We start from the raw sequence: 24813 nt of genomic DNA on the forward strand, positions 1-24813 counted from the left end.
GGCGGTAGGAGCAGGCAATTGGATGCGGTTTTCGCCTGTTCCTCTTGGCGTCCGTGCAGGTTATAATATTCAGATCCTCGTTGAGAATGCGATGCTGTCACTATCTCGTGTTCTTGTTTTCGTGAAACCCGAAGCTGCAATGGAAAAGTCATGATATGGCAAATCCTGAATTAAAAAATGAACTCGAACGCAGTCGGCAGAGAGTGGCCGAGCTGGAAAGCGACCTGGTGAAATCCGAGTCGAAATGGCGCAGCGTGCTTGAACACATGCCGCAGATCGGCGTCAGCTTGAATCCTGACGGGAAAATAGTTTTTGCCAATCAGCATTTTCTCGATCTGACCGGGTGGAAGTTCGAGGAAATATACCTGAAGAGCTGGTTTGACCTGTTTCTCCCCGAGGATGTTCGAGAGGATGTTCGGGGCGTGTTCCTGCGGTCAAAGGAACAGAAACAGGTGGGGCCGCATTCGCAATACCGGAATGAGATCGTAACCAGGGACGGCAGCCTTCGTCCCGTGCTCTGGTTCAATGTCCTGACCCAGGCCCCTGACGGAAGTGTTGCGGATATCACTTGCCTGGGCATCGACCAGACCTTCGAGGAACAGGCCAGGGAGTCAACGGAGAAGGCGAATCGGGCACTCAGGCTCAATATGGCGCATCTCCGCACCTTGGTGGAAACCATACCTGAACTTGTGTGGTTGAAGGACGTGGATGGTGTCTTCGTCACCTGCAACCATCGGTTCGAGCGATTTTACGGGGCCTCGGAAGCGGATATAGTGGGCAAGACAGACTATGATTTTGTTGACAGGGAGCTGGCCGAGTTCTTCAGGGCAAACGACCGGGCTGCCATAGAGGCGGGTAAATCCGTGATCAACGAAGAGACGGTTACCTACAAGGACGACGGACATACCGAAGAACTCGAGACCATCAAGACGCCCATGTACGACGATAGGGGAGAGCTTATCGGTGTGCTCGGGGTTGCCAGGGATATTACGGAGCGCAAACGGATAGAGCATGCGTTGAAAGAGAGCGAATTGCGTTTCAAGACGCTGCACAACGCCTCTTTTGGCGGCATAGCCATCCATGACAAGGGACTCATTCTGGACTGCAACCAAGGATTGTCCGATATTACCGGCTATGCCACCGAAGAGTTGATTGGCATGGACGGGCTGCTGCTCATTGCCGAATCGTCCCGAGGGTTGGTCATGCAACACATCCTTGAAGGTTACGAGGAACTTTACGAGGCTTTCGGACTTCGCAAGAACGGCAAGGAATACCCGCTTCAGTTGGAGGCGAGAAATATTCCTTACAAGGGCGCGATGGTCAGGGTCGTCGAGTTCCGGGATATTACGGAGCGCAAACGGGCGGAATTGGAACTCAAGGACAGTGAACAGCGGCACAGGGCCATTTTTGAAAATTCTCCGTTGGGCGTGGTCCGTTTCAGCAAGGAGGGCACCATTCTCGATTGCAACGATAATTTCGTGGCATTGATGGGGTCCTCCAAAGAGGAGCTGGTCGGATTCATTGCCGAGCGCCAGAGTAATCTCAAAATGTATGAAGCACTGGCCATGGCCATGGCGGGTCAGGCTTCATCCTATGAAGATTATTATACTTCGGTGACGGGTAATAAGACAATTTTTCTGCATGCGCAGTTCAACCCGGTGAATCCCGGTCAGTCGCCCACCGAAGTGATTGCCACCATGGAGGATTTCGGGGAACGCAAGGAAGCGCAGGACGAGTTGAGAAGGGCCAAGGAAGAGGCCGAAGCGTACAGCCAGTCCAAGACCGAGTTTCTGACCAACATGAGTCATGAGATCAGAACCCCGCTGAACGGAATCATGGGAATGCTGCAGCTCATGCAGACGACCGGGTTGGATGATGAGCAGTCGGAGTATACTCAGGCTGCTCTCAAATCCTCGCGGCGGTTGATGAACCTGCTCTCCGATATTCTTGATCTTTCGAGAGTAGAGGCTGGCAAGATGGTGGTGCAGAGGACTCCTTTCGACCTGCCGAAGGCCTGTGAACAGGTCTGCGAAATGTTCAGGCTCACTTCAGCGCAGACCGGTGTCGCCCTGAAGTGCGACATCGATGCCCTCCTTCCCCGGATGGCTCTGGGAGATGCCGTCCGGTTGCAGCAGGTGCTTACCAACCTGGTGGGCAACGCGTTCAAGTTCACGACGCACGGCCAAATCGTCCTGTCCGCGCACAGATTGCCCGATGTCTCGTCAAATGAATACCGTATCCTGTTTTCCGTTTCGGATACAGGCGTCGGAATCCCCGACGCCGAACTCGGCACCCTGTTCGATCCCTTTACTCAGGTCAGCCAGGGATACACCCGGACCCACCAGGGGGCCGGCCTGGGGCTGTCCATATGCAAGCGTCTCGTGACTCTGATGGGCGGCGCCATGACCATCGAAAGCGAGGAAGGCGTGGGGACCTCGTTATATTTTGCGATTCCCTTTGGCAGAAGTGAACAGCTACCGAAGGCGTCCCCGTCAAAGGACCGTGGCCAGGCCGTGGTCGAGAAGTCGTTCAGCATTCTCCTGGCGGAGGATGAGCGTGTCAACAGTCTGGTCACGCAGCGGATTCTTGAAAAGGACGGACATGCTGTCACTGCCGTGGAAAATGGTCGGCAAGCGATTGAGGCCCTGCAGGCCCGGGATTACGATGTCGTACTGATGGACATCCAGATGCCGGAGATGGACGGCATCGAGGCCACCCGTGCGATACGGACCGGACTTGCCGGAGAGGGCCGGGCGTCGATTCCGATTATTGCCGTGACTGCGTATGCCATGGTCGGCGACAGGGAAATATTTTTGAATGCAGGCATGGACGGCTACGTGGTCAAGCCGATCGAGTTGGAAGCGTTGCGGACGGTGTTCGCGGAAATTCGTGGCGGGGAGAACGAGTTGGCCTGATCGGTCGTGACGAGGTCCGGTTTAGGGAGTGCCGTCGGCCAGTTCTTTGTCCGGCAGTCTGTCCAATATGGTGAAGGGCAGGGAAAAATAGAAGGTGCTCCCCTTGCCCGGCGCACTTTCCACCCAGATTTTACCGTTGAGTTTTTCTATGAGGTATTTTGAGATGGTCAGGCCGATACCGGAGCCACTCAGCCGCTTGGTCATGACCTTTTCCCCGATTTCGAAGCTGTTGAAGATGGTTTTCAGGCGTTCTTCGGGGATGCCGATGCCGGTGTCCTTGACCATGAACCGCAACATGACCTTATCGGCGTCGGCACCGGCAAAGTTGTCCGGGTCGATGCGGATTTCCAGGGTTACTTTGCCCTTTTCGGTGTACCGGAAGGCATTGAGAAGAATGTTGTTCAGGGCCTGTACGGTCTCGACGGGCGCACCGTGTACTGCGGTGGGCAGCGTTTCCTGGGTGACGAATTCGAACTCCAGTCCTCGCCGTTGGGCATAGGCCCGAAAGATGGCGGTCTGCTGCGACAGGGCCTTCATGAAGTCAAAGGCCTGGAACCGGATCCTAATGGCGTCGGATTCCAGCATGGTCAGACTCAGCAGCTGGTCGAACAGGCCGGTCAGTTGCGCGGCACCTTCGTTGATCGGGCGGATCAGCTCCATCCGCTCCGGGTTGTCATCCATTTCCAGGAGCAGGCTGGACAAACCCATGATGTGGTTGAGCGGGGTGCGCAGTTCATGGCTGATGTTGGCCAGGAATGCCGACTTGGCTTTGCTGGCCTCGTTAGCCTTTTCCCTGCTTGATTCGAGTTCGCTGGTGCGGACGCGGACTTTTTCTTCGAGTTCGCGGTTCTGGTTGTAGAGGGCCAGATGTGTCTTGATGCGGGCCTGGACAATGGCCGGATTGACCGGTTTGGTTATGTAGTCCACGGCCCCCAGGGACAACCCCTTGGCCTCGTCTTCGGTCTGGGCCTTGGCCGTGATGAAGATGATCGGAATCGACTGAGTTCGAGGAGCGCTTTTGAGCCGTTTGCAGACCTCATAGCCATCCATTTCCGGCATCATGATGTCCAGGAGAATGATATCCGGGAGGGTGTTCTGGATGAGTTCAAGGGCAGAGATGCCGTTCAGGGCTACCAGTAATTTGTAGTCGTCCTTGAGAATATCCACCAGAAGGTCGATGTTGAGTCGGTTGTCGTCGACAACCAGTACTGTAGGACGGTCGGCTGTGTCCATGAACGTCTCCAAATGGTTAAGGCCTTATCTAATGAATATAGGATTTGCTTGTTGAGAGCAAGGATGTTGGAAGCATGACCACTTGACTCGTTGTGATCACAGTCCCTTTTTGGAATCAAAGTCCTGGCCGAGGGCGGCAGGAGCTTCTATGGACCAACCTTTGGATAAGGATTTCAGGAACGGGTGGCGGCGCACGATGTCCTGCACCCAGCCCATGCGGCCCATGTTCACGGCCAGCAACGTGAGGATCATCATGGGGAAAGGGGCCACCTGGAACACCGGGGCCGGGATGGACGGGAACATTTCCTGAAGATAAATGCCCGATACCTGGAGGGCGGCGAAGAAGAATGCGCCGAGCGCGGCCCGTACAGGATGCCAGCCGCCGAAGATGACGATGGCCAGGGCGATCCAGCCTGCGCCTTCGCAGCCCTGGGGACGGCCCCATCCGGGCTTGACGGCCAGGGAATAGGCGGCTCCGGCCAGACCCACCAGGGCTCCGCCCGCCAGGCAATAGCAGAGTCTGACCAGGCGCACCCGTATGCCGCGGCCAAAGGCTGCGCGCGGGGATTCGCCCACGGCCCGCAATCTCATGCCGCCCTCGGTGTGATACATCCACCACCAGCAGCAGAAAATGGCGGCCAGCCCCATATAGACCACCGGTGACTGGGAACCGAATATGGGGCCGAGGAAGGGGACGTTTCCTATGCCGGGGATGGTCCACAGGCCGAGGTCCGGTCCGGGCTGGCGAGAAAAATTGTGTCCCAGGAAATAGGCCAGATCACGGGAGAGCAGGGTCAGGATGAAGCCCACGGCGAGTTGTGACTGGCCGAGGTAGATGCCGATCAGTCCGAGCAGTCCGGCAATGCCCGCCCCCACGCCCATGCCCGCCACAGCGCCGAGCCACGGGCTGTCAAAGGTGGTGCTGACTGCGAAAGCAGCCATGGCAGCAAGCAGGATGGAACCGTCCAGCGAGAGGTTGATGATGCCCGCTTTCTCTGTGAGTGTCTCGCCCAGGGTGGCCAGCACCAGCGGGGCTCCGGCTATCAGTACGGCGGCGATGGTCAGTGCGAACATTTCCATTTAATTCGCCGCCTTTTTCTGCTTGAGCCACAGGCGGAGCCCCTGCACGATGAAGAGCGAGAGGACCATGATTCCCTGGATCACGCCGGACAGCGAGGAGTCCAGGCCGAGCTGGAGCGGGAGCTGGATGGAGCCGACGTTGAGAATGGCGAAGAAAAGGCAGATGACCGGCACCAGGGGAAGCCTGAAGGAAGCCATCATGCCCACCAGCAGGGCGGTGTATCCGTAGTTGGAGGATATGGACGGGAGCAGACGGTGGTAAACACCGAGCACCTGGGTGGCTCCGGCCAAACCTGCCATGGCGCCGCAGAGCATGAAGGCCTGAAGCAGGCGGCGGCGCGGTCCCAGGGAGAACAGGGTGGCGGCCTTGGGGTTTTCGCCCACGGCGCGCATCTTGAGTCCCCACTTGGTGCGGTAGAGCAAAATATAGACGAGCAGGATGGCGGCAAAGGCCAGGGCCAGGCCGATCCAGCTCACGGAGAGCGTGCCCAGGCGCGGCAGCCACAGGGAGACGTCCAGTGGCTGGGTGCCGGACATGGAGGCCACACCGGGCCGTTTCCAGGGGCCGAAGATGAGCCACAGGGTGACGCCCAGGGCCACGAAGTTGAGCCCAAGACCTGAGAATATTTCGTGCACCCGCCCGAAGACGCGCAGCAGTCCGGCCAGGAGCGCCCAGAGCGCGCCGCCGAGCATGGAGGCGAATATGGCCAGGATGATCTGTGCGATGCCGCCGTTGTCAAAGGGGCGCAGGGCTGCGGTGCAGAATATGGCCCCCATGATGACCTGGCCCTCCACGCCGATGTTCCAGAGCCGTGCCGTGAACGGGATGAGCAGTCCCACCGCGCACAGGGTCAGCGGCACCCAACCGGCCAGTACGCGGCCGATCTTGGACATGGAACCCAGTCCGCCCTTGAAGAGCACGTAGATGGTCTCCAATGGCGGCGCCCCTGAGGGCAGCATTACGATGACGGTCAGGATCAGGGCCAGGGCCAGGGCGGCCAGGAGCCAGCCGATCTGGGGCAGGAGGGAGTCGCGGTTCATGCGCCCGCCTCCTTGATGTCCGCATAGTTCTTTCCGGCCATGAGCGCGCCGACGACGTTCATGGAGATGTCCTCGCCCTCGACCACGGCTGCAATGGCCCGGTCGTAGAAGACGATGACCCGGTGACTGTGTTCCAGCACCTCGTCCAGGTCCGGGGAAAAGAAGATCATGGTGGAACCGTTGGCGCACCGTTCCTTGAGGTGATTCCAGACCTGTCGGGCCGAACCGGCGTCCAGGCCGCGCGTGGGGTGCTCCATGAGCAGGAGTTTGGTCTGGTCCGGGATGAGCGAGAGCAGGAGCCGCTGCTGGTTGCCCCCGGACAGCTCCACGGCCTGGGTCTCCGGGTGGGCCTGGAGATTGAATCCTTCCACGCACTGGGACTGGTAGAAATCGGTCAGGTCGCCCTCGCGGTCCGGGAAGGCCAGGGTGATGTGCTCCATGAGGTTCAGGGCCGGAAACAGGGCCAGATTCAGGCGGTCTGCGGGCACGAACTGCACGCCCGCCTTGCGCAGGGTGTTGAAATCGTTGTTTCGGTGCGTGATGCCGTCCAAATCGAAAGACCCGCCCGGCATGCGGTCAAGGCCGCACAGGCCGCGCAGGAACAGTTCCTGGCCCGAGCCGTCCAGCCCGGCCAAGCCGATACATTCACCCGGTCGCGCCGTGAAATTCAGGTTGCCCATGGAATACTTGGGCCCGGCGAACAGGGCGTCATGCATGACCAGGCGGGGCGTCCCGCCGGGTGCCGGCGGTTCGGGAAGGGGGGCCGCCTCGCTGTCGGCGGTCTCTCCGAACATGAGGGAAACCAGTTCCTTTTCGTCGTAGGGCGGGGTCAGGGTGCCCACCAGTGCACCCTGGCGCATGATGAAGATGGAGTCGGCCATCTCAAAGGCCTCGGACAATTTGTGCGTGACCAGGACGATGGTGTGTCCCTCCTCGCGGGCCAGCTTCATGAGCAGGTCGAAGAGGTCCTGTTTCTGCTCCGGGGTGATGCCGGTGGTGGGTTCGTCCAGGATCAGGGTGGATGCGCCGAGGTCCAGCAACCGCAACAGTTCCAGTAGTTGGCGCTCGCCCACGGTCAGGCTTGAGACCGGCTCGTCGGGCAGGAAACAGGCGTCCAGGCGGAAGGACAGCTCGCCGATGATATCCACCACTTCCCGCTTGGTACGCTTGGGCGCGCCGAGCTGGAAATTCTCCCATACGGGCATGGCCGGGAAGTCCAGTGGGTCCTGGTAGAGCATGCCCACGCCCTTTTCTCTGGCCAGGGTCGGGGTGAGATAGGTGATGGTTTCCCCGCCGAAGGTCAGTGTCCCGGACGTGGGGCGGGTATGCCCGGCAAGAATGCGCATGAGCGTGGACTTGCCGGCACCGTTCTCACCCACAAGGGCATAAATACGGCCGGGTTCGAGGGTCAGACTGATACCGTCATTGGCCCGAACCCGACCGTAATGCTTATGTATGTCGTTGAGGACGATCATCCCTTATTCTGGGGAAGAGAGTCCTTCCATACCCTCAAGCAGTTGGGGCATGTACCATATCTGCTTGTCTGTGGCCTTTTCCCCGGCCTTCAGGAACGGGGTGCCGTCCTGGTAGTTGAGGGGGCCGGTGAAGAGGTTGAGTTCGCCGGAACCGAGTTTGGCGATGAACTTGTCGAGTTCGGCCTTGGTATCCGGGCTCATGCCCTCGCCGGGCATGAAGCCGACCGGGGAGTTGTCGTGGTCGTTGATGTCCGCCCAGTAGGGGGCATCCCATTCGAAGGAGGATGTGTAGGAGCCGTCAACCACCTGTTTGGCGATGCGCAGGAAGCCCGGACCCCAGTTGAAGTACGGGACGCCGAGGCAGATGGCACCCTGGCCCTCGCAGGCCTTTTCAAAGTCGTAGGGGAGCGCCCAGACGTTCTTGCCTGCGGCAGCCCGCTGCTTGGCCACGGTCACGACCTCGGGTGTGTCGATGCCGGAGATGAGCACGTCGTAACCGGCGTCATACAGGGAGCCGGCAACCTGGGTCGGGTCGGCGGTTACGCCGGGGATATTGAACCAGAAGCCGATCCATTTGACGTTGAAGGAGAGGTCCTTGATGTCCTTGCCGCGCACCTGGGTCCAGGCGTAGCTGGCGCCGAGGTAGGCAGCGGACATGAGGCGGCGGGTCTCTTCGTTGATCAGCGGGCCGACCACGCCGATCTTGCCGGTCTGGGTGGTCATGGCGGCGGTGAAGCCGGCCATCATCTTGGAATAGACCATGCGGGCGAACAGGTTGCCGAGGTTGGCCGGGGCCTTGCCGGTCCAGACCGCGTCGCCGGAAGCATGGATAAAGGTCGTTTCCGGGTGCATGGCGGCGGCTTCGACGATGCCGTCCTTCATGTCGTCGGAACCGGCGATGATCAGGGTGGCGCCTTTTTCGATGAGGTCGTCAGCCACCTGGGGGATGGTCAGGCCGGGCCGGTCGGCCGGATTGACCTTGTCCAGGTAGATCAGTGTTGCGCCGGGCAAGTGGGCCTCGACGTATTTGCCGCCCTCATACTGGGCCTGGCTGTATCCCTTGTCGTTGTATGGGCCGACCAGGATCAGGCCGACGGTCAGGGGTTTGGCCTCTTCTTTTGGTGCCTCGACCGTGGCCGGGGCTTCGGATTTGGCTTCTTCCTTCTTGGGCTCGGACGAGCAGCCGAGGGCCACGAGCAGACAGACGCCCATGGCAAGCGCAGCTAGGGAACGTAATTGCAACATTCTTTCCTCCGTGTTCATTGCCCGACCTTGAAAATGCGCAGTGTCGCCGGGCTGTTGTGGGCCATAAACCCCGAGTCGGGGTCGAGAAAAATATGGCGGGACATGTGAAAAGATTCACTCGCCCGCAAAAATATATTCTTGAATGAGAAGTCGGGGTTGTGTCAACAGCTTCCTGTCTTTGATTTGGAGAGCATGTACGTGAGGTCGCCCGGTGTCCGCGATTTTGCGCACCCCCCGGAAAGAGAGGGCCAAACCGAAGCACTTGACCTCTTGCCCGGGATGTTTTAAGTTCCGTTTCGTCAGATGCGATTGACACATATGCAGCCGCGTAGCTTTTCAAGGGCCGCGCGGCCTGCCTCTTTTTTTACTTTTATTGGTTTTGAATTCAGTTAGTGAGGTTTCAAACATGGATCGCATTCCCATCTCTAGGCAAGGGTATGAGAAGATCACCAAGGAACTGGCCGACCTGAAAGCCCAGCGTCCTGCCATCATTCAGGCCATCAAGGAAGCTCGCGAAGAAGGCGATCTGTCCGAAAACGCCGGTTATGATGCCGCTCGCGAACGTCAGGGCATGCTGGAGGCTCGTATTACCTACATCAATTCCCGCATGCCTTTGTTCGACGTGCTCGATCTGGACACCCTGTCCGGCGACCGCGCCATTTTCGGTTCTACCGTGGAAGTGGAGGACCTTGACACCGACGAGGTGCGTACCTTTACGCTGCTCGGCCCGGATGACGCGGACCACAAGAACGGTACGATATCCGTGCTTTCCCCCATGGGGCAGGCCATTGTCGGCAAGGAAGTGGGGGATGAGGCCATCGTCGATGCCCCCCGCGGCCGCATCGAGTACGAAATCCTTTCCGTCAAGTTCCTCGGTGCTGCCGGATTGAATATAAAATAGCGCATCCGCACGAGAATGTGTACATTCGCCCCGTCGTCTTCGGCGACGGGGCTTTTCTATTATGTTGCTGACACCGACCGAACTGACAGGGGAACATGACCCTTCCATCGCCTGCCGGGGCGGGTGTGCCCGGTGCGGCCGGGAACATACGTTGCCCGTGGGGCCTTCGCACGGTCCTGCCGTGGAACTGTTCAGGCGGTTGGAGCAGGAAGGGCGTATCGATTTCGACGCGCCCGCAGCCGATCCGCGATTTTCCATCGAGTACCTTCTCGGCGATGCCCGGGGCCAGATGTTCGGCGTGCTCGTGGTCCGGAACGGACAGGGGCAGACAGGTGTGCTCAAGGCGTTTTCCGGCCAATACAACTCGGTATGGGAGGTGGACGGCTGGGTGCCGCCCCTGCTGGACGTGGCCCGGTTCAAGCGGGACACCCTGGCGGGCGAGCAGCGGATCAAGGCCATGGGGCGTGAGATCCTCGGCCTGCCCAAGGGGGCGCCTGCACGGGATGCGCTCATCGACAAACGCAAGAAGGCTTCACAGGTGCTGATGCAGGAAATCCACGCCATGTATACGCTGCCCAATTTTCGCGGTGAACGCCTGCCGCTTCCTTCGGCGACCCATGGCCAAGGCGGCGTGCCCACCGGCACCGGCGACTGCTGTGCGCCCAAATTGTTGGGATATGCGGCCCTGAACGGGTTGACCCCGCTCGGCCTGTCTGAGTTCTACTTTGGCCGTGCCAACCGCTCCGGTCTCAAGGCTCATGGCGAATTCTACCCGTCCTGTCCTGACAAATGCGCGCGCATTCTCGGCTTCATGCTCTGCGGATTGGAGGGCGCATGACCATTCCCCCCGGATTGAAGATCGTGTTCGAGGACGACGCCATTGTGGTGGTGGACAAGCCCAGCGGCCTTTTGTCCGTACCGGGCAAGGGCGAGGCCAATCAGGATTGCGTGGTGGCCCGCGTCAAGGCCCTGTACCCGGGGTGTATGGACCAACCGTCCGTGCACCGGCTCGACCAGGACACCTCCGGCCTGCTGGTTCTGGCCCTGACCGAATCGGCGCACCGCACCCTGTCGGTCCAGTTCATGGACCGGCTGGTGGGCAAGCGCTATACCGCACTCATCGACGGCGTGCTCACGGATCAGGCAGGGATCATCGAGCTGAAGTTCCGTCTCGACCCGGACAACCGGCCATATCAGGTATATGACCCGGTCAACGGCAAGAACGGTGTCACCCATTGGCGCAATCTCGGGGTGGAGAACGGGCGCACCCGCGTGGAGTTCATGCCGCATACCGGCCGTACCCACCAACTCCGGCTGCACTCCGCCCACGAAAAGGGGTTGGGCTTTCCCATTGTCGGCGATCGCCTTTACGGCACCGGCACGGCACCGGGGCAGCTCAAGCTGCACGCCTCGACTCTGCGCTTCCGGCATCCCGTCACCAGGGAGAGCATGGATTTTGTTTCTCCGGCCCCCTTTTGATGCAGACACGGGGACCGTCTCCAAGTGGGAAAAGTGCCAAATTTGTGGTATTTAATATGGCACCGACACCAGCCCGTCCCGGTCGGGACAGCGGAGTTGGGGTTTTCGGCAATTTTTGTTCCCATTTATGTGATTATTTAAACATTATAATTCAGTATGTTGTGAGAAAAAGTTTATTTTTTTGCAAAATTGTAATCCAAAAGGGGTGCAAATGCACCTCCAAACTACATTATTGTAGTTTTGTTGAGGGTTGCAAGAAAGCGTTTCAAGTGTATCTATTTGTTTATTCAGTGTTTTCATCGTTTGGCATATAACTTGGTATAGTGGGCACCTAGACAATAAGGGGCAGGCGCCCTTTGGTCCGGTCGGACGCCGGAGAAACCCATATTTACATGCCTGAAGGAGTATTTACATGAGCGGATACCAGACTCGTCAGAACGCAATCAATGCGGTGACCAATTACAAACCCACCAACGGCCCCCTGAATTTTGCGGAGACCTCTCCGGAGCAGGTTTTCGGGTCCAACGTTTTCACCGACAAGGTCATGAAATCCATGCTTCCGGGGGATGTCTACAAATCCCTGATGAAGACCAAGAAAACCGGCGAGAAAATGGACCCGTCCATTGCCGGTCCCGTTGCCGCCGCCATGAAGGAATGGGCTCTGTCCAAGGGCGCAACCCACTATACCCACGTTTTCTATCCGCTGACCGGCCTGACCGCCGAGAAACACGACGGCTTTCTTTCCCCTGACGGCGAAGGCGGTGCCTTTGCCGAATTTGACGGCAAGCTGCTCATTCAGGGCGAGCCCGATGCCTCCAGCTTCCCGTCCGGCGGCCTGCGCGCCACCTTCGAAGCCCGCGGCTACACTGCCTGGGACGTGACCAACCCGGCCTATATTTTGGAAAACCCCAACGGCACCTTTTTGTGCATCCCCACTGCTTTCGTTTCCTGGAAGGGCCATGCACTGGACAAGAAAACCCCGCTGTTGCGCGCCAACCAGGCCCTGAACAAGGCCGGTCGCCGCTTCCTGAAAGTGTTCGGCAATGACGACGGCAACATGGTCGTGTCCAACGCCGGTCCCGAGCAGGAATATTTCCTCCTTGATCGCAATTTCTACTTTGCCCGTCCCGACCTGATGGTTTGCGGACGCACCCTGTTCGGTGCCAAGCCCTCCAAGGGCCAGGAACTGGACGACCACTACTTCGGCGCCATCCCGCGCCGGGTGCTGGCCTTTATGCTGGAAGCCGAGCGCGAGCTCTACAAGCTCGGCGTGCCCGTCAAGACCCGTCACAACGAGGTGGCTCCGGGCCAGTTCGAGATCGCGCCTGTCTTCGAGCAATCCAACCTGGCCACTGATCACAACCAGATGATCATGACCATCCTGAAATCCGTTGCCAAGAAATACGGTATGGCCTGCCTGCTGCACGAGAAGCCCTTTGCCAACATCAACGGTTCCGGCAAACACCTGAACTATTCCATCTCCACTCCCACCCAGGGGTCGCTGTACTCTCCGGGCAACACCCCGCACAAGAACATGCAGTTCCTGGCCGTGACCGCCGCCACCATCCGCGCCGTGGAAAAATATTCCAAACTGCTCCGCGCTGCGGTCGCTTCCGCCGGCAACGACCATCGTCTGGGGGCCAACGAAGCGCCTCCGGCCATCATCTCCATCTTCCTGGGTGAAGAGCTGGCCGAGATATTCAACCAGATCGAACTGGGCGACCTCAAGGGCTGCACTTCCAAGGGGTGCCTGGAATTGGGCGTCGATACCCTGCCTTCCCTGCCCATGGATTCCGGCGACCGCAACCGCACCTCGCCGTTCGCCTTCACCGGCAACCGCTTCGAGTTCCGCGCCGTGGGCTCCAACCAGTCCATTGCCGGTGCCCAGGTCGCACTGAACACCATCATGTCCGAGTCCCTGGACTTTGTTACCGACGAGATCCTGAAGATCACCGGCGGCAAGAAGGCCAAACTCAACGAAGCCTGCCAGACCGTCATCCAGGGCATCATGAAGAAACACGGCCATATCATCTTCAACGGTGACGGTTACGCCGATGCGTGGCAGAAGGAAGCGGCCAAGCGTGGCCTGCCCAACCTGAAGACCACCCCGGATGCGTTGCCCTGCCTGACCGATGACGACATCGTGGCCGTCTACGAGAAGTACGGCGTCCTGAGCAGGGAAGAGCTGGAATCCCGCAAGGAGATTTTCTTCGAGCAGTATAACCAGCACATACAGACCGAGTCCCTGCTGGTAGTCAAGATAGGCAAGACCATCATCCTGCCCGCAGCCATCCGCTACCAGGGCGAGCTGGCCACTGTCGCCGCCTCCATCAAGGCCGCCGGCGTCGAGCCTCGCATCTCCTTGCTGCAGGAAGTCACCGACAAGTTGCGCGACCTCCAGGCCAATATCGTGGCCCTGGAAAAGATCATCGCCAAGGAGGACTTCGCCTCGGTAGAGGACGAAGCCAAGTACAAGGTCTCCAAGACCCTGCCCGCCATGCTGGCTGTCCGTGAAGTCGCCGATACCCTGGAAGGTATCGTGGCCGACGACATGTGGCCCCTGCCCAGCTACCAGGAGATGCTCTTCATCAAGTAGCATTGCTGTAGAAGTAAGTTCAAAGGCTCCGGCGCGGTTGCGCCGGAGCCTTTCTTTTTCGGAGCCTCTGGCCTCCCCCTCCAGAATTTTTTATCGCGCTTCGCGGGGTGGCGGGTCAGCAGGCCTATTTTTTATTGGATGGATGATTCGTGGTTGGCGGCAGGTGACAAGTTGGGTCAGTCACTGTTTTTTATGATCAATCCTTCGGCCTTGGAGCCGTCGTCGGTCCATTCCATTTCGATGGCGCATTTGGCCTTGTCCTTCTTGCGGGCGAGCTTCAGTTCCACTTCCATGGTGTCGGCCACGCCGAGGACCAGGGTTCCTTCCTCATTTTCCGCGCGGATGACGCCGGACTCCAGAGACCGGGTCAGATCCTTGAGGTAGGCGACGACCTGTGCGGTGTCCATGGTCTGCTTGATCTTGATCTTGCCTTTGCCCATCTGATCCTCCTTGGTGATCGTCCCGGCGGGTTGGAAAAATCCGCTCGACATGCCGTTGAAGGCTCCGGCGGTAGGTCTGTTGTCGGAGGCGGTATCGGGAGTCCGCTCATCCCTGGGCAGGGCGGTGTTGGGCGCGACCCAGTTCAGGGGATTGGTTCCGAGCCGTTTGTCGTCGCTCATGGAATACCTCTGCGAAGCAGTTCCAGGGCCAGGTTGCGATAGTCCGAGGCCCCGTTGCTGCGGGGTTTGTAGGTGAAGATGTCCTGGCCGAAACTCGGAGCCTCGGCCAGGGAGATGTTGTCCCTGATGCTCGTCTCCAGCAGGGCATCGCCGAAATAGTCCTTGATGTTGCGCCGGATCTCCCGGTTGAGTTTCTTGGTGCGCTGGTATCGGGTCAGCAGGATGCCGGTCAGGGCCAGGCCGGGGTTCCAGCCGCCCTGAATCGCGCCCACGGTTTCCATGAGTTTTCCCAGGCTTTGCAGGGCGAGGAATTCCGGCTGCACGGGCACCAGCAGTTCAGAGGCAGCGACCATGGCGTTGAGGGTGAGCAGCCCGAGGTTCGGGGGGCAGTCGATGAGGACGAAGTCGTATCCGGCAACCGTTTGCAGGGCGGTTCGAAGACGGGTCTCGCGGTTGTCCGTTCCTGCCAGATCGACCTCGGTGCCTGCCAGTGCCACGGAGGCGGGCACCACATGCAGGCCTCCCCGCTCCATGGTCACGTCCGACAGGCCGCAGTCCTGCATCAGGGCTGCCCCCATGGTGCGCGGCAGTTCATGGGCCATGACGCCCAGGGAATATGTCAGGTGCGCCTGGGGGTCGAGGTCGAGCAGCAGCACCTTCCGCTCCTGGCGCATCAGGGCTGCCCCCAGGTTCACCGTGGTGGCCGTCTTGCCCACTCCGCCCTTCTGGTTGAGTACTGCTATGATTCGCATTCCGCTCCCGGTGCGTGCCGTGTGCTTTTAGTGGGTGTTTTGCAGGACAATTTTCTTGAGCACGTAGTCCCGGCCGAACCTGTCGGTCAGGGAATTGATTTTTTCCAGGAATTTGTCGCGGTCCTGCTCCAGCATTTCCGAGCTTTCCTGAATGCCGAAAAGGTCGACGACCTCATTCCAATCAAAGGATTCGTTGTAGCTGTCAGTCATGATTTTTCCCTTGAAGCGGATTCTGCCGCGTTCATTTTTTGTTGCCGGCAGTCGGAGCTGCCTTGTTTTTTTTGGGCTTGGGCTTTTTCTCTTTGGATTTCTTTGCCGGAGCCTTGGACGGCTCCACCTTGGCAGGTACTTCCGCCTTCTGTTGGGTTGCCGGGACTTCAGCCGGTTTTCTCTCGGCGGGCACGCCTGCGGGCTCCCTGTCGCTGATCTTGAGATCGGCGGCGTCTGCATCGTTCCAGGCGATCTCAAAACCGATTTTCTGCTTGTCCTTCTTGGTCTTGGCTTCCACCTTGATCGAGACCTGGCCCGAGGGTTTCATGACCACATGATCCTCGCCGGATTCAATGACTATGGTGCCGGACTTGAAGCTCTTGGTCAGGGCCTCCAGGTAGGCCACGGCATCTTCGTATTCCAGGGTCTTTGTCACGCCGACTTTCTGTTTTTCCATGCCAGTTCCTCCTTGCACGGGTTGCGCCGTCAGCATAGCGACAGCAGAATTTCGCTCAGGCATTTCGCGTCGATATACGGCGCGCTTTCTTTGGTCACCAGCGGGGCGTCGATCACTGTCAGTCCCCGTTTTTCAAGTTCCTTCGGGTCCAGGCCTCCCGGATATTCCCCGTGTGTGCCGTCCACGAGCACGTGCCCCAGAACGTCCGACCCGGTCGGCGCGCCGCTCGCCACGAGAGATCTGCGCAACATGTCCGCACGGGCTGTTACGCTCATGTTCGGGGTTTCCGGGTCAACGCTGGTGTTGGGAACAAAAATCTTGGGGCAGGGGTTCCTGGCCACGGCCTTGCCCACGCCGTCGGGCAGGAGATTGGCGACCACGCTGGAAAAGAAGCTGCCCGGGGGGTAGCAGATCAGATCCGCCTCAAGGATGCGCTCCGCCACCTTGCGGCGGATGGCGGGCTGCACCGGGTCGACGGAGTTCAGGGACTGTGTCAGCCAGATGTCCTTGATGGGCGAGGCGAGCGGAGCGGATTCCTTGCCGGTGATCTGATGCTGGCCGACTATTACCTGCCCGTTTTCGAGCCGGACAGCCAGGTGCAGGTCCTTGTTGATGGTGGGCCGGACCAGGCCGCAGACCTGGACCAGTTTGGAAAAGAGGAAGATGACAGGGTCCATCTGCCGGCGGTTGGACAGGTAACCTGCGGTCAGGACGAGGTTGCCCAGACTCGCGCCCTTGAGGTTGAAATCCTCGGGCATCAATTCCACGAATTGGTGAAAGTGGTTGCGGATGATCTTGCGCATGGGGTCCGGTACGCGTCGGATCAGGGGATGCTTGCCCGAGGCCAGGGTGTCCAGTTCCCGGCGCAGGTCCGTCGGAGTCGCCGCTTTCGGGAGGCGGTGGGCGAACAGGTCGAATATGGCCGGGTTGCCCAGTACGGACTGGTCGGCCAGGGCCATGAGCCGGTTGCGGATGTCGCCCACGGCGGGCATGCCGAAGGCCTGCCGGAGGATGGCCGAGCTGCCGCCCGAGTCAAAGGGCGTGATCAGGTGGATGGAATTGTGGGTGTACCGGATAAGCGCGCGGGAGGTGTCGCGCAGGGCCGTGCCTCCACTGAAGAACAGGATGGACGGTCCCAGCTCCGGGGTGCGTCTGTACCGCTCCAGTTTTCGTGGGTCGGGGATTTCGACATCCCGTGTGACACGTACGCGCATACGATCTCCGTTAACTCACAAGTTCGCCGGTTTCCATGTACTTGAGACATATATCGGATGCCTGCTCAAAGTCCACTCCGCCGGAGATCTCGACAAGATCGGTCTTTTGCAACAGTTTGGCGTAGGCGTCCATGTCCGGGTCGCATTGCCTGTCCTGGTTTTCGGGCAGGTAGAACAGGCCGGTGGATTTCATGAACGCCGGGAGCAGGTCCTTTCGTTTCATGGGGTCAACCATGGCCGTTCTCATGGGGCCGCCGCTCCGTGTCCAGTTGAGGATGACCAAGGCGTTCATGGGGCTGCGCAGCTCGAATTTTCCCGGTCCGTAGCACTCGTCGATGAGGGCATCATACTTGTGCTCCAACTGCCAGAGTTTATCCGAGGGCATGTCCAGAAACTCATCGCGTAGATCCGGTTCCACAATGCCGTTCAGATCGGGATTGTGCAGGGCGGTGCCGGGGTTGATGCGGGGCTGTTTGGCCACGCCGTACATGGTCAGGCCGTCACCGTTCTCTTCGACCATGATGCGGTCGTTGCTGACGAAGGTGGTGCCCTTGCTCATGAGGTGCAGTGCCAGGGTGGACTTGCCTGCACCCGAAAAACCGGCCAGGGAAATACCCCGCCCGTTATGGATCACACCGGCCGCATGGCCGAGAAAACCGCCCCGGTTGAGCTTCCACTCGATGAACCGGTTGTTGATGAAATTGATGACCTGGTTGCTGTTGTCCAGGCAGGGGCCCACGGCCACGTTCTCGCCCTGGCCGAACAGGAAGTGCATCCCGGTGAGCCGTTTGCGCACGACGCGACCGTCGGGCAGGTCCGCCCATTCTTCCTTGATCCTGGTCTTGCCGGAATCGGGCTGCTTGACGTTGAAGTCGAGGCGCATTTCCGGCGAGGGTGTTTCGTGGGCGGAAATGACGATTTCCGGGATGCCCTGTTCCGTGACGAATTCCTTGAAGTAGCCCGCCAGGGCTGCATGGAGCTCGTCCGAAGAGCTGTTCGCCTGGATGATGCAGCCGCCGAAGTGGAGGAGCAGTTCCCGTGTGGCCGGGGCGGCCTCCTTGATTTCGGCTGCCAATTCCTTTCGAGTGGTGCCGGTCAGCTTCATCTGATGTTCTCCATGACGTAGTCAACGTATCGTGCGGCCGCGTCGATGCCGCTGGTTTCCTGAATGCCTCGGAACCCGCCGAAAACCGAGACCTCGAAGACGTACGGGCCGTGGTCGGTGATGGCCACGTCCACGCAGGTGAAGTCGAGGTTGAAGTCGGCCTGGGCCCTGCGGGCCAGTTCGATGATTTCCGGGGAAGGTTCGTAGGCGCGGTACTTGCCGCCCGAGGCCGTGGTGGTGTTCCAGGCTCCGTTGGTCTTGCATCGGGAGTAGGTGGTCAGGTATTCGCCGCCCAGAAAGGCGATGCCGAGGTCGAGTTCTCCCAGGTCGATGGTTTTCTGGATGTACATGATCGGGTTTTCCGCCTTGTACTTCTCGACGGCGGCCCGTGCATCCGGGCTGTGTTCGAGCACGAACATGCCCCGTGCCTTGGAGGTATAGAGCGGCTTGAATACGGCCTCGCCGTAGTCGGCCACGGCGATCAATGCCTGGTCCACGCTCTCGGTGATGGTCGTGGGCGGCATGGGGATATCCTTGAGTTGCAGGGAGATGGTGCAGGAAAGCCGGTCAAGGGCCCGCAGGATGGAGTAGGGCGAACTGAATATCTTCAGTCCTCTTTCATGCAGATAGCGCAGGATTTCCAGTCGATCCAGGAGGTCCGGCGAGTAGCGTGCCCCGATCTTCTTGATGATGAGCGCGTCGAAATCCGTGAGATTGTGGCCGTTGTAGTAGGCGTTGCCGGACGGCAGGTCCAGACGGACATCTTCCATGTTGATGAGCACGCGTTCGCCGCCGGTTTTTTCCGCGACAGTGTCGGCCAGCTTTTCGGACGACCAGCCGCCTTCAATACCTATGACTCCGATTTTCACGAGCATGCTCCTTGTGGCCTAATAATAGAGGACGTCTTCGGGCAGAGTGAAATGTTCCCACTTGCGGCCCCGGTAATCGTGTATCTTTTCCAGCAGGAATATGGACCGGTTGTACAATTCCTTGGCGAATTTGTAGTTCAGTTCGAACCGCGTGGAGGTGTAGAAGGATCGGGCCAGGGCAAAGGCCATGCGCGCCTCCAGGGTGTGGTCTTCGTGCTGTTCGGCAAAGCCCTTCACGAATCCGTAAAATTGTCTGATCACGCTGTTGATCCTGTTCCGGTGGTCGGAATCGAAGAGCGGGATGCGGAAGTTGGAAACCAGGAAGACGGAAGCGTCCTGGACGTAGTCGAAATCGCGCGAGCGGTAGAGATCGATGTAGTGGACCTGCTGGGCCTCATGGTTGTAGACCACGTTGTTGATGTTGAAATCGCCGTGGATGAAGACCGAAAAGGGCGCTTCCAGTTCGTTTTCGATATCGGCGCAGGAGCTGAGCAGCCGTTCGGTGGATTTCACCTCGGAACCGCCCAGGGTCTTGGGGGTGCGCCAGAACTCCGGGTGGGTCTGGAGAACATCGTCCAGCCTGGACTGGAGTTGCCCGATGTAGTTTGTCTTGACCGGGAAATGTTCCATGGTCGTGGTCCAGGTCTCCAGCACCGTGCTTTCGAAGATGAACAGGGCGTTGCCCACGAACTCGTCGTCGCCGGACAGGACCACCTCGTCCAGGGTGCAGCCGTTGAGAAATTCCACCAGCATGGAGCCCTTGTCCGCTTCCTCGTGGAAACCGTAGATGTCGGCCACCAGGTCGGGGAAGGCCTGCTTCCAACGCTTGATCGACTCCCGTTCCTTGCGGATCTTTTCCAGGTTGCCTTCCTTGTAGATGGACCCCTGCTTCCTCCTTTTGGAGGTGTTCTCGGGGGTGTCGCGCGGTTCGACCTTGCCGATGCGGCAGCCGGACCGGGTACCCCAGATGGCGCTGAAGTCGATGTCGGAAAAGGAGTCGCTGAACCCGGACTTGGACAGGGTCTGCTGCAGGGCTTCGAATTGCTCTATCTTGATCCGTTCGCCCAGAAGCGAGAATATGATCGCCTCGCCGACATTCAGGAGTGCGTCGCCCACCCGCTCCAGATAGCGGAATATGAAGATCACGGTTATCAGGCTCTGTGCTTCCCGGCCCATGCCCATCTCATTCATCACCCGGTCAAACAGGACCTTGTATGCATCGTCCAGCAGGGGTTCGGCCTTGCAGATGAACAGGGCCTTGGACATGTTCTCGGTGCGGAAGGCCTCCAGGATGACGGCCAGTCGCCCCAGTATGATGTCGAAGACTTCGTTGAAGTCGTAGCGCAGGATGAACGACTGATCGTCGAGATATTGCATCTGCTTGACGATGTTGACGAAATAATCGGCGATCTTCTCGAGATTCACGCACATGACCTGCATGGCGCGGATCTTGTTGAGCTGGTTCTTGTCCAGGGTGCGGTCCGAGTGGATGCGCGAGTAGCACTTGTTCTCGATGATGGTCTTGAGGTTGTCTATGTAGTCGTCGCGCGAGGTGATTTTCGAATACCGCTTCCTGGACGGTGAAGCCAGGAACTTGCGCGTGCTGCGTGCCTGATTTTCCACTTCGAGGACGATGAACTTGAAGTTCTCGTCCAGCCCTTCGAATGTGACCATAATTGTCAGCTCACCGTGAGGGCGGTCGATTGCGAGGAGAGGGCCGATGCGTTCTCCTTCCAGGCAATTTTGATGGAGAGCTTGTTCTCATTGCCCTTTTTCCTGGCCTTGACCGTGAAGCTGAGAAGACCCTTGGGGGAGAGGTGGATTTCGTCGCCGTTGGTATCCAGGGTGATGGAGCCCTTGTCGAACCCCTCGGTGAGTGCCTGCAAAAAAGCCTTGATGGTGTCGCTGTCCTGCAGCGAATCGAAAATGAACTTGTCATCTGCCATGTCTGTGCTTCCTCGGGGACTAGCCTGCCAGGCGGTCCGTGTATTCCTTGATGATGGTGCGTCTGGAAATGTTGTTGACGATGAGTTGCTTGCGAACACTCAGGTCGTCCCAGGCGGGTTGCAGCCCGATCTCGCGGGCTGCCTTGGCTTCATCCTGTTGATCCGCAGGTTTGGTTTTTTCGCCCATGTGGCAGTCGTCTCCCATGAACACGAGCATGTCGCGCCTGGAGTCGCGCCGCGCGTTTTGTTCGTTGACCACGGAGATGAGAAACTCGGTGTATTCCTGGGATTGCGGGTTCCAGACCTCGATGCCGTCCACGTCGTAGTTGCGGAGCAGGATGGGCCAGAACTGTTCCGGGTGGGGGATGACGATGCATCCTCCCAGGGAGCGGACTTCTTCGATCACTTCGCTGGCCCGGTAGAAGAAGGACAGGTTGAAGCCCTGCTTGACCAGTTGCTTGACTTCCTTGAGGTAGGCCTGAATCCGGTCTACGGTGTTGTCGCCCAGGTCAGCCCGCATGGTGTCGAACCAGTTGCGCAGGAGCTTGTTTTTCACCGATTGGCGCGGAATGTCGGACCAGTTTTCATCCAGGAGCTGCTGTATCTTGGACACGTTGATGCGGACGAATTCAATGAGGTCGCTGTCCGCGCCCGTGGCCTTGGCCGCCCGGTCGATGCGCCCCTCCACCGGTTTGGTGATGGTGTCCATGAATTCGAAGAGTTGGCCCGAGCGGTATTTGAAGGTGTGCGCAAGCATGGATTTGAGCACGCCCGCGTCCTTGACCCTGTCGTTGGCGAAGTGGAGCAGCAACTGCACCTTGCGGTTGAAGCCGGACGAGAAGCAGTCCACCTCCACGCCGGAGTAGTCGCCCCAGCTCAGCAGTTCGTTGTGCTGGGTGGGGATGAGCAATTCGTCCGTGCGGTTGGGGAACATGGCGTCCACCCGTTTCCGGATGTGCTCCATGGGCACGAATTCCGGGTGCCAGTGCACGGCCAGCAGGGCTTCCTGGCGGGCATGGACTGCGGAGGGCGTGACCACCTGCTCCACCTGCCACGGTGCCAGGTCTGTGGATACTACCTGGAGGAATCTGGTTTGGTCTTCCTCGGTTATCTCTTTGGCCGTTCCCGCGTTCAAGGCGCGGACTTCGAGTTCACTGTTTTCGGTCTTGATCAATTTCATTTGTATCGCTTTGGGTCGGGTGTTTCAGTCGAATTTGGCGTGGCAGCGGCTCTTCTCATGGATCAGCACGTCCACGGACGCGTGCATCTTCTCGATGTCCCCGGAGTCGAACGCTTCCCTGAGTGCGGCGCAGGCCAGGGTGTAACTCTCGTAGTACTCGTCACCGAAACCGGCGTAGGTGACCATGAGTGCGGAGTCGGCAAGGAAGGATTCAACGGCCTCTTTCGGCGGAACAATGCCGTCGTGAATCATCTTGATCAGCACCCTGAAGCTTGATTTCATGCGCTTTTTGAGTGCGCTGTATTTCGGCTTTCCGTCCACGGCCTGCACGGTTTCGTCTTCGGATACCTCGCACGGCTTGGCCGACTTGACTCTGGCTTTGAGATTGATCTGTCCGAACTCGTTTTTCACACGGATCTTGATCTTCTTGAAATTGTCGATGCAGGCGAACTCGTCCTGTCCGCCTTTTTCAATGGCGTCGGCCAAGGTGCGGAAAAAGTCGGCCAGTTCTTTTTGATCCACATACCTGTTCAGCTTGTTGTCGTCGTTCATCAGGGGACTCCGTTTAGAAAATTGATTCCACCTCAGTATCGTGAGTTTGGGCGTCAATACAATGGCCGCCGGGGAATCGTAACAATTCGTCACAGTGGCGAAAAAAAACGAACGATTCCGATCCAGGATGCGCCGCACCCGTTTCCCTCGGTTTCAAATCCTGATATGCGCATGGGATGAAGGGAGGAGCTTATGTTTAAAATGATGAGCAGTTGTTTGTTGGCCCTTGTGATTGCTCTGGGGCCCCAGTGCGCATTGGCCTTTGATCTGACCGTGCTGCATGTCAACGATTCACATTCGTATCTTGACGCCACCGGAGACAAGCTCGCACCCGGCGGAGCTTCGACGTATGTGCAGACGGGCGGCTGGGCCAGGTTGCAGACCGCCGTGGATGACGTGCGCGGAAAGCGGACGAACGTGGTCCTGCTTCATGCCGGAGACGCGGTGCAGGGTGATCTTTATTTCATGAAATACGGCGGCAAGCCGGAGATGGAACTACTGGATCGCCTGGGTTTTGCAGCCATGACCCTCGGCAACCACGAGTTCGACAAGGGGGCCGACTTCCTGGCCGGATTTCTCAAGTATACCAAGGTTCCGATCCTCTGTGCCAACATGGACGCGTCCGCTGTCCCTGCCCTGGCCGCCAGGGTCAAGCCGTATGTCGTCACCGAATTCCAGGGTGAGAAGGTCGGCATTATCGGCCTGACCATCGAGGAAACGGCGACCATCTCCAGCCCCGGCAAGGTCACGTTTGCTGATGAGGCGAAGACCGCCTTAAAATATGTCCGAGAGCTTGAAGCCCTGGGCGTGAACAAGATCATCCTCCTGACCCATGTGGGGCTTGAGACCGACAAGAAGCTCGCTGCTTCAGTGCCGGGCGTGGACGTCATCGTGGGCGGTCATTCCCATTCCCTGCTCGGCGGTTCCGAGGTGCTGGGCGCGTTGGGTCTGCATCCCGAGGCGGACTATCCCGTCGTGGTCAAGGGTGCGGACGGCAACGACGTCTATGTGGTCACGGCCTGGAAATGGGGCCGCATCCTTGGCCGTCTGGACGTGACCTTTGATGATCAGGGCCATGCCACCGCCGCCCGGGGAAAGCCGGTCCTGATCCTGGCCGACACCTTCAAGCGCAAAAACGAAGCGGGCAGGAAGGCCGAGCTTGCGGGCGCGCCCCGCGAGGAACTGCTGGCCCTGATCAAGGCCAATCCCATGGCCGAAGTGGTGGTTGCGGACAGTGGGGCTACGACCTTTCTCGGCCCCTTCAGCGAGGGCGTGGACGCCATGCGCAACGATGTCATCGGCACCGCCGCTGCAACGTTGACACATATCCGGGTGCCGGGCCTTACCGATTCCGGGGAATCCCTGCCCCACGGCAGCCTCATCGCCCCGATCGTCTGCCAGTCCATGCTCGCCAAGCTCGGCACGACCAAGGAACCGGCGGACATCGCCCTGATGAACGCGGGCGGCGTGCGTGATTCCGTCAGCCAGGGGAACATCACCGTGGGCACGGCCTACACCCTTATGCCGTTCAACAATACCCTGATCCTTCTGACCCTGACCGGCGCGCAGGTGAAGACCGCCCTTGAGACCGGCGTGACGCGAAGTGGCGGGGCTTTTCCCTATATGAGCGGCGCCCGTTACACTGCGGACATGAACAGGGCCGAAGGCGAACGCATCACCGATGTGGAGGTTCTGGGCCGAGACGGCAAATGGGCCGGACTCGACCCGGCGCGGTCCTACCGGCTGGTCACCAACTCATTTCTCGCTTCCGGCGGCGACGGCTACGAGGTCATGAAGCAGGCAACAAGCAGCTATGACACGGGATTTGTCGATGCCGAGGCGTTCATCGAATACGTGCAGAAGGAAAAGACGCTTACGCCGCTCGCCGCATACGGCGTGACCTATATCCCGGCACGGTAGGTCGGATCGAATTCGTCCGGGGG

Annotated in this window: 22 protein-coding genes; 6 read left to right on the forward strand and 16 right to left on the reverse strand. The window is 59.1% G+C overall.

All coding sequences use genetic code 11. From position 1 onward, the window contains the following. Nucleotides 1-155: 155 nt before the first annotated feature. Entirely contained in the window at nt 156-2915 is a 2760-nt protein-coding gene (locus DWB63_RS07440) for a PAS domain S-box protein (RefSeq protein ID WP_128328190.1), read from the forward strand. A gap of 21 nt (nt 2916-2936) precedes the next feature. Here DWB63_RS07440 and DWB63_RS07445 read toward each other — a convergent pair whose 3' ends face one another. The 5 genes from DWB63_RS07445 to DWB63_RS07465 all read right to left on the reverse strand — a co-directional run bounded on the left by DWB63_RS07445 (nt 2937) and on the right by DWB63_RS07465 (nt 8989). Further along, nucleotides 2937-4148 carry a response regulator gene (locus DWB63_RS07445; protein ID WP_128328191.1) on the reverse strand — a complete coding sequence of 404 codons (1212 nt, stop codon included), beginning with the start codon at nt 4146-4148 and terminating at the stop codon, nt 2937-2939. 96 nt (nt 4149-4244) lie between these two features. Beyond that, nucleotides 4245-5228: an ABC transporter permease gene (locus DWB63_RS07450; protein WP_128328192.1), complete on the reverse strand. Its 984-nt coding sequence runs from the start codon at nt 5226-5228 to the stop codon at nt 4245-4247. Continuing rightward, complete coding sequence (locus DWB63_RS07455) at nt 5229-6269, reverse strand: ABC transporter permease (RefSeq protein WP_128328193.1); 1041 nt, start codon at nt 6267-6269, stop codon at nt 5229-5231. Continuing rightward, nucleotides 6266-7744 (reverse strand): ATP-binding cassette domain-containing protein, encoded by a 1479-nt coding sequence (locus DWB63_RS07460; protein WP_128328194.1) that lies wholly within the window; start codon nt 7742-7744, stop codon nt 6266-6268. The genes DWB63_RS07455 and DWB63_RS07460 overlap by 4 nt, the downstream gene beginning before the upstream one ends. 3 nt (nt 7745-7747) lie before the next feature. Further along, on the reverse strand, nt 7748-8989 hold the full coding sequence (locus DWB63_RS07465) for a BMP family ABC transporter substrate-binding protein (protein WP_241648729.1): 1242 nt from the start codon (nt 8987-8989) through the stop codon (nt 7748-7750). A 406-nt stretch (nt 8990-9395) separates the two neighbouring features. Between DWB63_RS07465 and greA the strand changes: the two genes are divergently transcribed. From greA to DWB63_RS07485, 4 genes are all read left to right on the forward strand, one after another. Next, entirely contained in the window at nt 9396-9890 is a 495-nt protein-coding gene (gene greA / locus DWB63_RS07470) for a transcription elongation factor GreA (RefSeq protein WP_128328195.1), read from the forward strand. Nucleotides 9891-9951: 61 nt separating this feature from the next. Further along, nucleotides 9952-10728 carry a hypothetical protein gene (locus DWB63_RS07475; RefSeq protein WP_128328196.1) on the forward strand — a complete coding sequence of 259 codons (777 nt, stop codon included), beginning with the start codon at nt 9952-9954 and terminating at the stop codon, nt 10726-10728. Then, a complete protein-coding gene (locus DWB63_RS07480) occupies nt 10725-11369 on the forward strand; it encodes an RluA family pseudouridine synthase (RefSeq protein ID WP_128328197.1) in 645 nt (214 codons plus the stop codon). The genes DWB63_RS07475 and DWB63_RS07480 overlap by 4 nt, the downstream gene beginning before the upstream one ends. A gap of 412 nt (nt 11370-11781) precedes the next feature. Beyond that, nucleotides 11782-13965 carry a glutamine synthetase III gene (locus DWB63_RS07485; RefSeq protein WP_128328198.1) on the forward strand — a complete coding sequence of 728 codons (2184 nt, stop codon included), beginning with the start codon at nt 11782-11784 and terminating at the stop codon, nt 13963-13965. A gap of 176 nt (nt 13966-14141) precedes the next feature. Here the strand turns inward: DWB63_RS07485 and DWB63_RS07490 are convergent, their stop codons facing one another. The 11 genes from DWB63_RS07490 to DWB63_RS07540 are packed head-to-tail and all read right to left on the reverse strand — an operon-like array spanning nt 14142 to nt 22870. Continuing rightward, nucleotides 14142-14585: an amphi-Trp domain-containing protein gene (locus DWB63_RS07490; protein WP_128328199.1), complete on the reverse strand. Its 444-nt coding sequence runs from the start codon at nt 14583-14585 to the stop codon at nt 14142-14144. Continuing rightward, nucleotides 14582-15337 (reverse strand): ParA family protein, encoded by a 756-nt coding sequence (locus DWB63_RS07495; RefSeq protein ID WP_128328200.1) that lies wholly within the window; start codon nt 15335-15337, stop codon nt 14582-14584. Before DWB63_RS07495 ends, DWB63_RS07490 begins: the two co-directional genes overlap by 4 nt. Nucleotides 15338-15364: 27 nt before the next feature. Then, nucleotides 15365-15547, reverse strand: a complete 183-nt coding sequence (locus DWB63_RS07500) for a hypothetical protein (RefSeq protein ID WP_128328201.1) — start codon at nt 15545-15547, stop codon at nt 15365-15367. A 31-nt stretch (nt 15548-15578) separates the two neighbouring features. Further along, nucleotides 15579-16004: an amphi-Trp domain-containing protein gene (locus DWB63_RS07505; RefSeq protein WP_164879812.1), complete on the reverse strand. Its 426-nt coding sequence runs from the start codon at nt 16002-16004 to the stop codon at nt 15579-15581. 29 nt (nt 16005-16033) lie between these two features. After that, nucleotides 16034-17218: a GAK system CofD-like protein gene (locus DWB63_RS07510; protein WP_128328203.1), complete on the reverse strand. Its 1185-nt coding sequence runs from the start codon at nt 17216-17218 to the stop codon at nt 16034-16036. 10 nt (nt 17219-17228) lie between these two features. Next, complete coding sequence (locus tag DWB63_RS07515; protein WP_128328204.1) at nt 17229-18323, reverse strand: HprK-related kinase B; 1095 nt, start codon at nt 18321-18323, stop codon at nt 17229-17231. Continuing rightward, nucleotides 18320-19192, reverse strand: a complete 873-nt coding sequence (locus tag DWB63_RS07520) for a GAK system ATP-grasp enzyme (protein WP_128328205.1) — start codon at nt 19190-19192, stop codon at nt 18320-18322. Before DWB63_RS07520 ends, DWB63_RS07515 begins: the two co-directional genes overlap by 4 nt. 18 nt (nt 19193-19210) lie before the next feature. Next, the gene (locus tag DWB63_RS07525; protein ID WP_128328206.1) at nt 19211-20866 is read right to left on the reverse strand and encodes a PhoU domain-containing protein; all 1656 of its coding nucleotides are present in this window, start codon (nt 20864-20866) and stop codon (nt 19211-19213) included. 5 nt (nt 20867-20871) lie between these two features. Continuing rightward, a complete protein-coding gene (locus tag DWB63_RS07530) occupies nt 20872-21138 on the reverse strand; it encodes an amphi-Trp domain-containing protein (protein ID WP_128328207.1) in 267 nt (88 codons plus the stop codon). Nucleotides 21139-21157: 19 nt separating this feature from the next. After that, nucleotides 21158-22318, reverse strand: coding sequence for a hypothetical protein (locus tag DWB63_RS07535; protein ID WP_128328208.1), 1161 nt, complete (start codon nt 22316-22318; stop codon nt 21158-21160). A 24-nt stretch (nt 22319-22342) separates the two neighbouring features. After that, on the reverse strand, nt 22343-22870 hold the full coding sequence (locus DWB63_RS07540; RefSeq protein WP_128328209.1) for a GAK system XXXCH domain-containing protein: 528 nt from the start codon (nt 22868-22870) through the stop codon (nt 22343-22345). A gap of 192 nt (nt 22871-23062) precedes the next feature. Here DWB63_RS07540 and DWB63_RS07545 point away from each other — a divergent pair, with 192 nt between their 5' ends. Further along, nucleotides 23063-24790, forward strand: coding sequence for a 5'-nucleotidase C-terminal domain-containing protein (locus DWB63_RS07545; protein WP_128328210.1), 1728 nt, complete (start codon nt 23063-23065; stop codon nt 24788-24790). Nucleotides 24791-24813 lie beyond the last annotated feature (23 nt).

It is taken from the genome of Pseudodesulfovibrio sp. S3 (genome assembly GCF_004025585.1).
Lineage (GTDB): Bacteria > Desulfobacterota > Desulfovibrionia > Desulfovibrionales > Desulfovibrionaceae > Pseudodesulfovibrio.